Origin of the sequence: Bacillus mojavensis, from assembly GCF_012648005.1 — a bacterium.
In the GTDB taxonomy this organism is placed as follows: Bacteria; Bacillota; Bacilli; order Bacillales; family Bacillaceae; genus Bacillus; species Bacillus mojavensis.
The window spans coordinates 1,085,218-1,099,984 of the sequence record NZ_CP051464.1; the positions used below are offsets into that span (position 1 = coordinate 1,085,218).

Consider the following 14,767-nt stretch of genomic DNA (forward strand, 5'->3'; position numbering starts at 1 on the left):
CCATGATTGTATAGAAAAAGTCTGAATATTTCAACTGGTTGTGTTTCAAAGCATGATCATCGCTGCAATGGTTGTCACCGAAAGCCCGATGACTACGGGGAGGAAGTTCTTTCTGGCAAGCTCGAATGGATCGACCTTGCAAATGGCTGCAGCGGGAATGAGCGCCCATGGAATAAGCGTACCGCCGCCCACCCAGATGGCTGATATTTGCCCGAGTGCAGTCAGGACGGCTGGATCAGCATGAAGAGCAGATGAAAAAAGCTTGGCGATGGAGCCGGCGAGGGAAATGCCTGAAAATCCTGAACCGTCGAGCCCGGTTACGGCTCCAGCGGCAGTCAAAGCTGCGGCCGCAAGCTCTTTGGACATAGGCATCGCGTGGGATAGGGCGATGCCGAGATCATTGACAATGCCGTGTGAATGTTTAGGAAGTTCAGTACCCAATATGCTCTCATAGCCGGAATCACCAAGATAAAAGAAAGCGGCAATCGGGATAACGGGACCGAAAACCTTAAAGCCGAATTGAAACCCCTCGATAAAATATCCAGTAATTTTTTCAAGCCCTTTCTGTTTATACACAAGGAAATGGACGATCAGCAGGATGCAAATGGAAGATCCGCCAATTAACGCGGTTGCATCATTTCCTTGAAGGTTGAATATGACCATACAGGCGATATCAGCTGCAAATACAAGAGGAATCAAAAGAGCCAGCAAAGACCGAAGACGTTTCGGCAAATACATTGAAGTGTCATGTTCATCTGACATCATCGGGGAAAAAGAAGCGGGCCGCATTTGTTTTTTGCGTTCACGCTGAATCAAAAAGAAAGCGGCAGTTGTTGTAGTCACGCCCATAATCAGAACGAGCGGAATGCTTGCTGAGACGACATCACCGACAGGGATGCCTGCTGCATCAGCTGTCAGTTTTGGCGCTGCCTGAATGACAAAGTCTCCTGAAAGGGCAAAGCCGTGCCCGAATAAATTCATTGCCATGGCGGCAGCGATAGGCGGCAGGCCGGCACGGGCGGCTGCCGGAAGCAGAACGGCGCCAATTAAAGCGACACCCGGCGAAGGCCAGAAGAAAAGAGAAATGGCAAACATCAGTCCGCCTATCAGCCAGTATGCCCTCACAGGTCCTTTAACTAGTCGTACAAAGGGAGAAATCATCGCTTCATTTATCCCTGTTTTCGTTAACACATCACTCATAGATACGATAAAACAGATAATGAAAATCGTAGGCAGCAGCTCAGATGCCGCGTAGATGAAGCTGTGGAATAAACTGCTGACCGAAGCTGAAAGCGAATGGCTGGCCCATAACGAAATGATGAAAATCCCAAATAACGATATAAAGGTTGTATCTTTTCGCAGCAGCATAAAAAGAATGATTGCTCCAATAAAAAACACATAAAGAACATGAACAGACATAATCCCGATTTCCATCATTGATCACTCCTTCCGCTTCCTACAGATTATTCATAGGCGGGCGGAAGGTGCTGGGACAGAAGGTATCCGATAGCAGATATTACTTCAGATCAACAAGGATATGTTTTAGCTGCTCGACCAACTCATGCTTCAATCCCTTTTTAGCGCTGCTGCTGGTGCTGCGGGTAGCATTCGGGTGAAAAAATAACGGCACCGGCCGCAAGCCATTTTTTTCGGTAGGCGATTATGCTTTCCGAAGGTTCTAAGTAAGAGCCGTCCTCACTCGTCATTTCATAATCGTCGAATCCGAATTGGAAGCCGCAGCACAAGCAGATTTCATAGGAGTGATTCCCTCGGTCATCATATGCTGGTTCTGTCAGCCCTTTAAACCCGCAGACTGGGCAAATATATTTCAACTCACTTCCCTCCCTTTCGCCATAAAAAAAACTGCCGGACATTCCGGCAGCTATTCGACAGCAACATATGTGGTGACATACGAAGGCCGGGAGAAGATGGACGTTGTGTCAACTCCGGCAGACGTGCCGCGTTTTTTGTGGGCTTCTTTGTATGAGCCTGACTGCTGCCAGTCTTGGAAGGCTCTTTCTGTTTCCCACAAGGTGAGAATGACGTACGTATCGCTGTCAAGGGGACGCAGGACACGAATGGCTTCAAAACCGGGCTCGTTTTCGACTTTTCCCGCTCTGTTTTTAAATCTGTTTTCAAACAGCGGCCGCCCTTCCTGTGTGACGGCTATATTGTTCAATACTGCGAAACCAGGATGCTTCATGTCCCCGACTTGGTCAATGACTTCATAAGAATGGGGGGCCTGAAAAACCGTTTCTCCGTTTGTTTCGTGAATTAAAATCGCATTTTCCTGTCCCTGCATCAAAAGCATATTTTCCGAGGAATGTTTTTGCACGATGTTTTTCAAAAAATCGGCTGTCCCATATGTAATATATACCTTCATATCAGCCACCTCCTGCTTGCTAGTATATCAAAACAATGGTATAAGTTTCTATTGGCGACTGCTTCAAACATAAATCAAAACAATTTTTCCCATACTACCTTTAGAAAGGCGAGGTGAGTTCATGTTTAAGATAAAGAAAAAGAAACTTTTCATTCCCATCATTATTTTAGTGTTAACTGCTTTTCTCGCATTAATAGGATATATTTCAATCATTTTTCTCGGTCATTATGTCATAGATGAAAAGAAACTGGTCCTTCACGCATCTTCAAAAATTGTTGACCAAAACGGGGATGAGGTCGCAAGTCTGTATACAGAAAATCGTGAACCGGTCTCCATTAATGAAATTCCGAAAGAGGTCAGAGAAGCATTTATCGCAGTGGAAGATAAGAGGTTTTACGAACACCACGGTATCGATGTGAAATCTGTTGGAAGAGCGGTGTACCGCGATATATTAGCAGGAGGAAAAGTAGAAGGCGGGAGCACGATCACCCAGCAGCTTGCCAAAAATATCTTTCTGACACATGACAAAACGTTTTTAAGAAAAACGAAAGAAGTGATCATAGCGATCAACCTTGAACGGGACTACAGCAAGGACAAGCTGCTGGAAATGTATCTGAACCAGCTATACTTCGGACACGGGGTTTATGGCATTCAAGCTGCGTCCCACTATTATTTTAATAAGGAAGTTAAAGATCTAAGCGTATCCGAAGGCGCGGTCTTGGCTGCTATTCCGAAGGCGCCTTCTACGTATTCTCCTGTTTTGCATCCTGATAAAAGTAAGGAGCGGCGGGATACGATTCTCGGCATGATGAATGACCAAGGCTATATCAGTGCGAAAGAGGCTGTCAGTGCGCAGGGGAGGACGCTCGGGCTGAACGTGAAGAAACAGTCAAAAACACCTTGGTTTGACAGCTATATTGACCTTGTGATCGAAGAAGCGGAGGATAAGTATTCCATTTCCGGAGAGCAGCTGCTTCAAGGCGGGTACACGATTAAGGTGCCGCTTGATTCAAAACTGCAAAAAACGGCTTATCAAGTCATGAAGGAAGCCAGCTATTATCCCGGAACAGATCAAGATGCGGAAGGAAGCGCAGTTTTTATCAACAATAAAACGGGCGGTGTGGAAGCGGCGATTGGCGGAAGAGATTACACGGCTAAAGGATATAATCGTGTGACAGCTGTGCGCCAGCCGGGATCAACGTTTAAGCCGCTGGCTGTATACGGACCGGCGATGCAGGAAAAGAAATTTAAGCCGTACTCTCTGTTAAAGGATGAATTACAATCCTACGGAGACTATACACCAAAAAATTATGACGGGCGTTATGAAGGGGAAGTCACGATGTCGGATGCCATCACTTACAGCAAAAATGCGCCGGCAGTGTGGACGCTGAATGAGATCGGTGTGGAAACGGGAAAATCTTATTTAAAGTCAAACGGTATTGATATACCGGATGAGGGGCTTGCTCTAGCTCTCGGCGGTTTAGAAAAAGGCGTGTCGCCCCTCCAGCTTGCCGGCGCTTTTCATACGTTTGCCGCAAATGGAACATACACCGAGCCGTACTTTATTTCAAACATAACCGATGAGGACGGGGAAATAATAGCCGATCATAAAGAAGAAGGAAAACGAGTATTCAGCAAACAGACGTCTTGGAACATGACGAGAATGCTTCAGCAGGTGGTTAAGAAGGGAACGGCAACGTCCGGCGCCTTTCACGGCGATCTTGCTGGGAAAACCGGTTCTACCTCATATACTGGCGTTTCCGGCGCCACAAAGGATGCCTGGTTTGCAGGCTATACGCCGGACATAACGGGTGCTGTCTGGATGGGCTATGACAAAACAGATCACAACCATTACTTAAAAGGCGGAAGCGCATATCCAACCAGAATGTTTAAGGATATTTTGACACAGGCTGGCCAGACGGGTTCTGCGTTTACAAAGCCTAAAAAAGTAAAAGAACTTGAAAGCCCAATTGAGCTTGAGCCTGTCAAAACGCTGACGGCTGACTATACATTTAGGGCAGCGGGGCTGTTTACGATTGAATTAAAATGGGATGCGCAAGAGGATGATCGGGCAGTATACAGAATTTATGTAAATAAGGACGGCAAGGATACGCTTCTTGATTCTGTTGAAGGAAAGGGAAGCTATGAGATCCCATATGCCAATTTGTTTTCGGGTGCTTCCTATAAAGTGGTGCCTTATAATACACAGACAAAAAAAGAAGGAGAAGGAACCGATTACGTTCAGCCGAAGTTGTTTTCCTCTTAATGGAATTCGGCGATTTTTTGAACTTTGGGCCGGATTTCTATACCATTTGCCCAAAACGAGGTATAGTGTAATGGTCAAGGAACACGAACGTATGGTTGCAGTATGAAAGGTGGAAATCAAATGAGGAAACGAGAAACGTTTAACGAGACGTTTTTAAAAGCTGCGCGGGGAGAAAAAGCGGATCACACGCCTGTTTGGTACATGAGACAAGCCGGGCGCTCACAGCCGGAGTACCGTAAGCTGAAGGAAAAATACGGATTGTTCGAAATTACACATCAGCCCGAATTGTGTGCGTACGTCACAAGGCTTCCGGTCGAGCAATACGGAGTCGATGCTGCAATCCTTTATAAAGATATTATGACGCCGCTTCCGTCGATCGGTGTGGATGTTGAAATTAAAAATGGAATCGGGCCGGTGATTGATCAGCCTATTCGTTCTCTGCAGGACATTGAAAAGCTCGGAAAGCTTGAGCCGGAACAGGACGTGCCGTACGTGCTCGAAACGATCAAACTGCTTGTCAATGAACAGCTTGACGTCCCGCTAATCGGTTTCTCTGGTGCGCCTTTTACGCTTGCCAGCTATATGATCGAAGGCGGGCCTTCGAAAAACTACAATAAAACAAAAGCCTTTATGTACAGCATGCCGGATGCCTGGAACCTGCTGATGACAAAGCTTGCCGACATGATTATCGTGTATGCGAAAGCGCAAATAAAGGCGGGCGCAAAAGCCATTCAAATCTTTGATTCATGGGTTGGCGCGCTGAATCAAGCGGATTACAGAACGTACATCAAACCAGTGATGAACCGGATTTTTTCTGAGCTGGCGTCCGAAAATGTGCCGCTTATCATGTTTGGTGTAGGTGCCAGCCATTTAGCAACGGATTGGCATGACCTGCCTCTCGATGTTGTCGGGCTCGATTGGAGACTGAGCATTGATGAAGCCAGATCAAAAGGCATCACCAAAACAGTGCAAGGCAACCTGGACCCGTCCATTTTGCTTGCTCCGTGGGAAGTGATCGAGAAGAGAACGAAAGAAATTCTTGATCAAGGCTTACAATCGGATAGCTTCATTTTTAACCTCGGGCACGGCGTATTTCCTGATGTCAGTCCGGAAGTGCTGAAAAAGCTGACTGCATTTGTACATGAATATTCTCAATCAAAGAAAATAGGCCTATACTCCTGAGCATATTTTTTGGTATCAGGATAAAAGCCTGTCAAAATTGTTTTGTGATAGATCATCTAAAGAGGGTGTAAACAGTGGGTAAAAAGAAAATGGGGCTTCTCATTATGGCGTACGGCACGCCTTACAAAGAAGAAGATATAGAGCGTTATTATACACATATTAGAAGAGGCAGAAAGCCTGAGCCTGAAATGCTTCAGGATCTGAAAGACAGATATGAAGCAATCGGGGGCATTTCGCCGCTTGCCAAAATCACAGAGGAACAGGCTTATAAACTTGAACAGCACTTAAACGAGATTCAGGATGAGATTACGTTTAAAGCGTATATCGGGCTGAAGCATATCGAGCCGTTTATTGAAGACGCTGTGGCAGAGATGCATAAGGACGGCATTACAGAGGCAGTCAGCCTTGTATTGGCACCGCACTTCTCCACATTCAGCGTGCAGTCCTACAACAAACGTGCGAAAGAAGAGGCTGAAAAACTCGGCGGGTTAACAATTACGTCTGTCGAAAGCTGGTACGATGAGCCGAAGTTTGTGAAATATTGGGTTGACCAAGTGAAGGACACGTATGCGTCAATGCCGAAGGAAGAAAGAGAAAACGCGATGCTCATTGTTTCCGCGCACAGCCTCCCGGAAAAAATTAAAGAGTACGGAGACCCGTACCCGGATCAGCTTCATGAATCCGCGAAGTTGATCGCTGAAGGAGCAGGCGTATCTGAATACGCTGTCGGCTGGCAAAGTGAAGGCAACACGCCTGATCCGTGGCTTGGACCTGACGTGCAAGATCTGACACGTGATTTATTTGAACAAAAAGGCTATCAAGCATTCGTATATGTGCCTGTCGGATTTGTCGCGGACCATTTAGAAGTGCTTTATGACAACGATTATGAGTGCAAAGTGGTGACTGACGATATCGGCGCCAGCTATTACCGGCCGGAAATGCCGAACGCTAAACCGGCATTTATTGATGCTTTAGCAACAGTCGTTTTGAAAAAATTAGGACGTTAAAGAAGGCGATGAACATGAGTGACGGCAAAAAGCATGTAGTCATCATCGGCGGCGGCATTACCGGTTTAGCCGCCGCCTTCTACATGGAAAAAGAAATTAGAGACAAAAATTTGCCGCTTGAGCTGACGCTTATTGAGGCAAGCCCGAGAGTAGGCGGAAAAATCCAGACAGTCAAGAAGGAAGGCTATATCATCGAAAGAGGGCCTGACTCATTCCTGGAACGAAAAAAAAGCGCTCCGCAGCTTGTCAAAGACTTAGGTCTTGACCATCTGCTTGTGAACAATGCGACTGGACAATCCTACGTGCTTGTCAACCGCACTTTGCATCCGATGCCGAAGGGAGCTGTAATGGGAATACCAACCAAAATCGCGCCGTTCGTGTCAACGGGGCTGTTTTCTCTGTCAGGGAAGGCGAGAGCTGCAATGGATTTCATCCTGCCCGCAAGTAAATCAAAAGAGGATCAGTCACTGGGTGAATTTTTCCGCAGACGTGTCGGGGATGAAGTTGTCGAGAATTTAATCGAGCCGCTTTTATCAGGCATCTATGCAGGTGATATCGACAAACTCAGCCTGATGTCAACATTCCCGCAATTCTATCAGACGGAACAAAAGCACAGAAGCCTGATCCTGGGGATGAAAAAAACAAGACCTCAAGGCTCCGGCCAGCAGCTGACAGCCAAAAAACAAGGGCAGTTTCAGACGCTGACAACAGGCCTGCAGACGCTTGTCGAAGAGATCGAAAATCAACTAAAGCTGACAAAGGTATACAAAGGCACAAAGGTTACCAACATTAGCCGAGAGGGCACGGGCTATTCGCTTGATCTTGATAACGGCGTATCCCTTGATGCCGAATCAGTGATTGTAACAGCACCGCATAAAGCTGCCGCGGGAATGCTTTCCGATTTGCCGGCTGTTGCAAACCTGAAAAACATGCATTCCACATCTGTGGCGAATGTCGCCTTAGGCTTTCCGGAAGGTACCGTCCAGATGGAGCATGAGGGCACGGGCTTTGTCATTTCAAGGAACAGTGATTTCGCGATCACAGCTTGTACGTGGACGAACAAAAAATGGCCGCACGCAGCGCCGGAAGGCAAAACACTGCTTCGGGCATATGTCGGAAAGGCCGGAGACGAATCCATCGTCGACCTCTCAGATAACGACATTATCAACATTGTGCTGGAAGACTTAAAGAAAGTAATGAAAATCAACGGCGAGCCGGAAATGACATGTGTCACACGCTGGCATGAAAGCATGCCTCAATACCATGTCGGCCATAAACGGCGTATCAATGAGCTCCGAGAAGCGCTGGCTTCCTCCTATCCTGGTGTGTACATGACTGGTGCATCTTTCGAGGGTGTTGGAATTCCGGACTGTATCGATCAAGGAAAAGCAGCTGTGTCAGATACGCTGAAATATTTATTCGACTAAACCTCCGTACCGGTACGGAGGTTTTTTGTGTCTAGGTGATGGCAATATTGTGTAAAAAATGTTTGAATTGTTCAGCATGGTATGATACATTTGCATATGTACTTATTGACTAAAATGTTCAAATGGTCAGTTTTGAGGTGATATAAATGTCAATAGATCGAAGAAAGCTCATTTTGGAGGCTGCCACAAAGTCTTTCACACAGTTTGGCTATAAAGCGACGACAATGGATTTGGTGGCGAAGCTTGCGAACGTGGGAAAAGGAACCATCTATACGTTTTTCAAAAATAAAGAAGAGCTGTTTGACGATATTTTCTCTACGTTATTGAGAGAAATGAAGCAAAAAGCCGACGAAGCGATGGAGCCTGATCTCCCGTTCCATGAAAATGTCCACAGGGCGTTGTTTGCCATTCTGGAATTCAGGAAAACACATCAGCTGACGATTAAAATTTTTCAAGAAAATGCTGAGATTGGTACAATGGCAGTTCAGGACGTGATTCAGAAAATGGAGCGTTCCATTCTTTCTTATATTAAAAATAAGATAGAAGAGGGTGTCGAAAACGGAGATATCAAGCCATGTGATCCTGAGCTGACGGCTTTTGTCATGTTGAAGCTTTATATCGCGCTCATTTTTGATTGGGAAAAACAGCATCCTCCGCTTGATAAAGAAACGATTGCGGAACTGCTTGAGTTGTATGTTGTCAAAGGATTGTCAGCCAACTAGATAATCCTTTCTCTTTACAAGAAAATGACCATTTTTCATGATGAGTCAGTTTTAGAATGGAGGCATCAGGATGAACACAATACGAAGTCAATGGAAAGACATCGTAACGAGTAAAAAATTATTGATTCCCATCATCGCCATTTTGTTTGTCCCGCTTATTTACAGCGGTGTTTTCTTAAAGGCTTATTGGGACCCGTACGGCACAGTTGACCAGCTGCCTGTCGTTGTCGTTAACCAGGACAAAGGAACGACATATGAGGGAGAAAAGCTTCAAATCGGTGATGATCTGGTAAAAGAATTAAAGGATAATAAAAGCTTTGACTGGCATTTTTCCAATGATCTCGACCAATCATTAAAGGACTTATTAAATCAAAAATACTATCTAGTAGTCGAGATTCCAGAAGACTTCTCTAAAAACGCCAGCACTGTAATGGACAAAAATCCGAAAAAACTGGATTTGAAATACCATACGAATGCCGGTTCAAACTATGTAGGGGCAACGATCGGCGAAAAAGCGATTGATAAACTGAAAGCTTCTGTTTCTAAAGAAGTGACCGAGCAATATACAAAAGTGATTTTTGATAACTTTAAAGATATTGCCAAAGGTCTCAGCGACGCGAGCAGCGGAGCGAAAAAAATTGATGACGGCACAAAGGATGCGAAAAACGGAAGCGCCCAGCTGAAAGAAAATCTGGAGAAGCTGACAGAAAGCACTGCGACAATCAGTGACAAAACGGCGCAGCTGGCAGAAGGAGCAGCTAAAGTAACAAGCGGCATTCAATCGCTTGACAGCTCGCTCGGCAAATTCCAGGACAGCAGCAATACCATTTATGAAAATTCAGGAAAAATTGCCGCGGGATCAAGTGAGCTGACAGGCAAGCTGAATGAACTTCTTGCCGGCCAGCAGACATTGCAGCAGGGATTTCCAAAGATTACAAACGGGCTGGATCAGCTTAATACAAAGGCCGCAGAGGCTTCTCAGAAAGTAGAAAAAGCAGAGAAGGTCATAAACGCAGTCGATTTGACACAGCTTGAAACAGCTGTCAGCAACCTTGAAAAATCTGAAACTGCGATGAACGAATTTAAAAAGCAGCTGACAGAGTTTGAAAACAGCTTAAAAAACCGTGATCAGGCATTTAAAAATCTGATCAATTCAAGCGAGTTCTTAACAGCGGAACAAAAAAGCCAGCTGATTCATTCTGTTGAGAAGAAGCTACCACAAGTGGATGCGCCTGATTTTGACCAAATCATAAGCAGGCTCCCTTCAGTGGATCAGCTTCCTGACATTTCAACGATTAAAGCCTCTCTGGAAGATGTAAAAGAGCAGGCGGCACAGCTGAAAGCAATGCCGGAAGCTACATCTAAGCTTTTTAACGGTGCAAAAGCGACGCAAGATGCAATTGACAAATTAACTGAAGGAACCGAGAAGATATACAACGGTTCACAGCAGATCACAGATAGCCAAAATAAACTGACAGCCGGTATTGGAGAATACAATAAACAGTTTGGTAAAGCAAAAGCAGGCTCAGAACAATTGGTGACAGGCGGCAGCCAAGTGTCAGGCGGCTTACTGAAACTGTTAGACGGTTCTAAACAAATTCAAAATGGATCATCAAAACTCGCTGAGGGATCTGAATCGCTTGATACAGGTTTAGGCAAGCTTCTGGACGGCACAGGACAGCTGTCTAATAAGCTGAATGATGCGGCTGATCAAACAGGGGATATCAGCGCTGATGATGAAACATACGGTATGTTTGCAGATCCGGTGAAAACCAATGACGACGCCATACATTCCGTCCCTAACTACGGAACAGGACTGACGCCTTATATCCTATCAATGGGCTTGTATGTCGGCGGCATTATGCTGACGGTTGTATTCCCGCTGAAAGAAGCATCAGGCCGTCCGAGAAATGGATTTGAGTGGTTCTTCAGTAAATTTAATGTCATGATGCTGGTGGGAATCATTCAATCGCTTATTGTGGCGACAGTTCTTCTTCTCGGAATCGGTCTCGAGGTGGAGAGCACATGGAGATTTTACGTGTTTACGATCATTACAAGTCTCGCTTTCCTTGCAATGATTCAATTTTTGGCCACGACGATGGGCAATCCGGGACGGTTTATTGCAGTCATTATCTTAGTGCTGCAGCTCGGGGCCAGCGGAGGAACCTTCCCGTTAGAATTGCTTCCGCATTTCTATCAGGTGATCCATGGCGCGCTGCCGATGACCTACAGCATAAACGGGTTCAGAGCAGTGATTTCAAACGGAGATTTCGGCTACATGTGGCAGATGGCCGGTGTCTTAATCGGCATTGCTCTTGTCATGATCGCGCTGAGCATTACCTACTTTACGATCTTAAGCCGGAAGGAAGACACTTCAGAAGAACAGCCGGCTTCCTAATGAAAAAGACCTTGTTTCTCAGGAAACAAGGTCTTTTTTTATTTAACATCCCATTTGACCAGAAGTCCGGTATACGTTAATCCTCCGCCAAATCCGAAAAGCATCAGGGTTTGGTCTTTTTTCAGCTTCCCGGCTTTCACTGCCAGATCAAGGGCCAAAACAATAGAGACTGAGGATGTATTTCCGTAGTATTCGACACTGGTGAGTGTTTGTTCAATCGGAAACGGTGTTTTTTCACAAATCGATTCGATCATGCGCAAGTTGGCGCTGTGGGGAACAAACCAATCAAGATCAACACGGCTGAGCCCTGCTTTGTGTAAAAGATGTTCAAATTCACGGGGAACGGTTCTGGCGGCCCACTTGTACACTTCGCGTCCGTTTTGGACCATTTTCCCTGAATCCGCAAGCGGCATGCCATTGAGTTCGCTCCGCAGTCCTGCCCGATACAAAATATCTGCACCTTTTCCATATGTTCCTTGGACGGAGGCGAGGAATCCCGGTGCCTCTTCAGTTCGTTCAACCAATAGTGCGCCCGCAGCATCGCCGAACAGAACGCATGTCGTTCGATCTGTATAATCAGTCACTTTTGACAAAGTTTCTCCGGCGATGACGAGAATTTTTTGATGAAGCCCGGATGTAATCAATCCGTTTGCCACATGGAGACCGTATGTCAGTCCTGCGCATGTCGCATTGATATCTAACGCGCCGGTGTTCTCCCAGCCGAAATATTCCTGCACCCGGCAAGCTGTACTCGGAAAGGCATAATCTGCTGTTGTTGTGGCGACGAGAATCATATCCACATCTTCAAGTGTTCCGTCGTAACGGCTCTCGAGATCTTTCACTGCTTCAATGCATAAGTCTGAAGTGAACTGCTGCTCATCGGCAATCCGCCGTTCTCTCATTCCTGTGCGCTGAACAATCCATTCATCAGACGTATCTACGATTTTTTCCAGATCCGCATTGGTTAAACGCCGGGTCGGCGCATAGGTTCCGATTGCTGTAATGTTTGCTTTTGACATCATAACAACTCCTTTTATTATCAGATTATAACACTAGATATTAGTATCTGGTACTAAAAAGAGGATTTTTGATAAAAAAAGAGAAACTGTCAGTAGAAAACCAGAAAAGGAGGAAAAAAATGGTCAGTCAAGGAGCGATAGCCTCTATGATTATTTCCGGGGTTATTGCGTTTTTGTTGCCGATCGGACTGATGATGTGGTTTAGGCGAAAGTATCATGCGTCGCTTAAGGTGTTTTTTATTGGCGCTCTTACGTTTTTTGTCTTTGCTCAGCTATTGGAGGGCGGCGTTCATGTTTATGTGCTGCAAATGAATGAAACGACAAAAGAAGTGATGAAGCATCCAGTGTGGTATGCCCTTTACGGATGCTTGATGGCCGGGATTTTTGAGGAATGCGGAAGGTATATCATGATGCGTTTCTTTATGAAGCGCCGTCTTTCCTGGTCGGACGGTCTGGCCTTCGGAGCGGGCCACGGCGGTCTGGAGGCGATCCTAATAACCGGCTTGTCCAGCATTACGCTTATCGTGTACGCTTTTGCGATCAATAGCGGCACTTTTGAACAGCTTTTGATTCATCAGGATGTGAAGCAGGCGCTTATGCCGATTCAGGCGCAGCTGCTGAATACACCTTCGTATGAATGGCTGCTCGGCGGAATGGAAAGAATTAGCGCCATCTCTGTTCAAATCGGTCTGTCATTATTTGTGCTGTATGCGGTTAAAAGCCGCCGGCCGCTGTTTTTGCTGTATTCGATACTCTTACACGGGCTCTTTAATGTACCGGCGGTTTTATACCAAAAAGGAGTGATAGAACATGCGGCGGCTGTTGAACTCATCGTGGCTGTGATAGCCGCGGCATCAGTGGTTTGGATTGTAAAGGCAAAAAGGCTGTTTCAATAAAAAATCCAAGCAGCAGTAACAGCCCGCTTGGAAAAATATGAATGAAATATTCGTTTAGGCATGGGGTATCAGAATATTTCTGATTCAGTCCTTAGCAATGACAGCAAGAGTGGCAGCGTTTTTTGCAAGAGCAATTTCTTTTCTTTTTCTTCTTTTTCTCGCAAGGGTCATGGCATTCTTTCTCTTTCTTGCAATGGTCGTGGAAATCTTTATCGAACCACTCGTCAAAGAACCAAAAATCATCGAACCAATGGCGACAATGACATTTCTGTTCATGTGAATGACGACAGCACATAGATATCCCTCCTCTTCCCATGCTTACTACAGCATATGAAAGGTTGATAGGAAAAGATTGGACGGGTCTATCAGGAAAAGAGTATATTTTAAATAGAAAATAAAAGGAGGAATGTCCGATGACGTCCGTTCGGAAAACGATGGAGCTGATTAAAGAACTTGTGTCTATTCCAAGTCCGACAGGGAATACATATGAGGTGATCAAATACGTTGAACACCTTTTAAAAGAATGGAAGGTCGAAACGGTTCTGAACCATAAAGGTGGTTTGATTGCCACACTTCCGGGCCGCGACACATCCCGACACAGAATGCTGACGGCGCACGTTGACACCTTGGGCGCAATGGTGAAAGAAATTAAGGCAGACGGCCGGCTGAAAATTGATTTGATCGGCGGTTTCCGCTACAACTCGATTGAAGGGGAGTATTGCCAAATTGAAACGGCCTCGGGTAAAACGTATACGGGGACCATTTTAATGCACCAAACGTCTGTTCACGTGTACAAAGACGCGGGAAAAGCGGAGCGCAATCAAGAGAACATGGAAATTCGCCTGGATGAGCCTGTACACTGCCGTAAGGATACGGAAGAGCTTGGCATTGGCGTAGGGGATTTTGTTTCATTTGATCCCCGTGTCGAGATCACATCAAGCGGATTCATTAAATCACGCCATTTAGATGACAAAGCAAGCGTAGCCTTGTTGCTTCGCTTAATTCATCAAATTCAAACAGAAGACATTGAACTGCCGTATACGACTCATTTTCTGATTTCTAATAATGAAGAAATCGGATACGGCGGAAACTCCAATATTCCTGCTGAAACTGTTGAATACTTGGCGGTGGATATGGGCGCTATCGGTGACGGGCAGGCGACAGACGAATATTCGGTTTCGATTTGCGTGAAGGATTCGAGCGGTCCGTATCATTATCAGCTGAGAAAGCATTTGGTCGATTTAGCTGAAAAGCATCATATTGACTATAAGCTTGATATTTATCCATATTACGGGTCGGACGCCTCAGCAGCGATCAAATCAGGTCACGATATCGTGCACGGCCTGATCGGGCCGGGAATTGACGCTTCGCACGCTTTTGAGCGCACGCATAAGTCTTCCCTCCGCCATACAGCGAAGCTTCTATATTATTATGTGCAATCACCGATGGTATAAGAGGGAGAAAATA

At 45.7% G+C, this 14,767-nt stretch carries 12 protein-coding genes and 1 pseudogene; 9 read left to right on the plus strand and 4 right to left on the minus strand.

All coding sequences use genetic code 11. From position 1 onward, the window contains the following. Positions 1-45 precede the first annotated feature (45 nt). The 3 genes and pseudogenes from HC660_RS05590 to hmoB all read right to left on the minus strand — a co-directional run bounded on the left by HC660_RS05590 (position 46) and on the right by hmoB (position 2,383). Positions 46-1,437, minus strand: coding sequence for a hypothetical protein (locus HC660_RS05590; protein WP_168747330.1), 1,392 nt, complete (start codon positions 1,435-1,437; stop codon positions 46-48). Between the two features lie 79 nt (positions 1,438-1,516). Then, positions 1,517-1,832: pseudogene (locus tag HC660_RS05595) on the minus strand (hypothetical protein). A 50-nt stretch (positions 1,833-1,882) separates the two neighbouring features. Beyond that, complete coding sequence (gene hmoB / locus HC660_RS05600) at positions 1,883-2,383, minus strand: heme-degrading oxygenase HmoB (RefSeq protein WP_044156545.1); 501 nt, start codon at positions 2,381-2,383, stop codon at positions 1,883-1,885. 121 nt (positions 2,384-2,504) lie between these two features. Here hmoB and HC660_RS05605 point away from each other — a divergent pair, with 121 nt between their 5' ends. The 6 genes from HC660_RS05605 (at position 2,505) to HC660_RS05630 (ending at position 11,385) form a co-directional block, all read left to right on the plus strand. Continuing rightward, positions 2,505-4,649 (plus strand): transglycosylase domain-containing protein, encoded by a 2,145-nt coding sequence (locus HC660_RS05605; RefSeq protein ID WP_168747332.1) that lies wholly within the window; start codon positions 2,505-2,507, stop codon positions 4,647-4,649. A 120-nt stretch (positions 4,650-4,769) separates the two neighbouring features. Further along, complete coding sequence (hemE, locus tag HC660_RS05610; protein ID WP_010333608.1) at positions 4,770-5,831, plus strand: uroporphyrinogen decarboxylase; 1,062 nt, start codon at positions 4,770-4,772, stop codon at positions 5,829-5,831. Positions 5,832-5,905: 74 nt separating this feature from the next. Beyond that, the gene (gene hemH / locus HC660_RS05615; RefSeq protein WP_010333609.1) at positions 5,906-6,838 is read left to right on the plus strand and encodes a ferrochelatase; all 933 of its coding nucleotides are present in this window, start codon (positions 5,906-5,908) and stop codon (positions 6,836-6,838) included. 14 nt (positions 6,839-6,852) lie between these two features. After that, positions 6,853-8,265, plus strand: coding sequence for a protoporphyrinogen oxidase (hemY, locus tag HC660_RS05620; protein WP_168747333.1), 1,413 nt, complete (start codon positions 6,853-6,855; stop codon positions 8,263-8,265). A 146-nt stretch (positions 8,266-8,411) separates the two neighbouring features. After that, on the plus strand, positions 8,412-8,987 hold the full coding sequence (locus HC660_RS05625) for a TetR/AcrR family transcriptional regulator (RefSeq protein ID WP_168747334.1): 576 nt from the start codon (positions 8,412-8,414) through the stop codon (positions 8,985-8,987). Positions 8,988-9,057: 70 nt separating this feature from the next. After that, positions 9,058-11,385, plus strand: coding sequence for a YhgE/Pip domain-containing protein (locus tag HC660_RS05630; protein ID WP_168747335.1), 2,328 nt, complete (start codon positions 9,058-9,060; stop codon positions 11,383-11,385). A gap of 38 nt (positions 11,386-11,423) precedes the next feature. Here HC660_RS05630 and fabHB read toward each other — a convergent pair whose 3' ends face one another. Beyond that, a complete protein-coding gene (gene fabHB, locus HC660_RS05635) occupies positions 11,424-12,404 on the minus strand; it encodes a beta-ketoacyl-ACP synthase III FabHB (RefSeq protein ID WP_168747336.1) in 981 nt (326 codons plus the stop codon). Between the two features lie 119 nt (positions 12,405-12,523). On the opposite strand from fabHB, the gene HC660_RS05640 reads away from it, so the two are divergent. The 3 genes from HC660_RS05640 to HC660_RS05650 all read left to right on the plus strand — a co-directional run bounded on the left by HC660_RS05640 (position 12,524) and on the right by HC660_RS05650 (position 14,754). Next, on the plus strand, positions 12,524-13,300 hold the full coding sequence (locus HC660_RS05640) for a YhfC family intramembrane metalloprotease (RefSeq protein ID WP_168747337.1): 777 nt from the start codon (positions 12,524-12,526) through the stop codon (positions 13,298-13,300). A 97-nt stretch (positions 13,301-13,397) separates the two neighbouring features. Continuing rightward, entirely contained in the window at positions 13,398-13,580 is a 183-nt protein-coding gene (locus tag HC660_RS21005; RefSeq protein ID WP_244956487.1) for a hypothetical protein, read from the plus strand. 133 nt (positions 13,581-13,713) lie between these two features. Further along, on the plus strand, positions 13,714-14,754 hold the full coding sequence (locus HC660_RS05650) for a M42 family metallopeptidase (protein ID WP_010333615.1): 1,041 nt from the start codon (positions 13,714-13,716) through the stop codon (positions 14,752-14,754). Positions 14,755-14,767 lie beyond the last annotated feature (13 nt).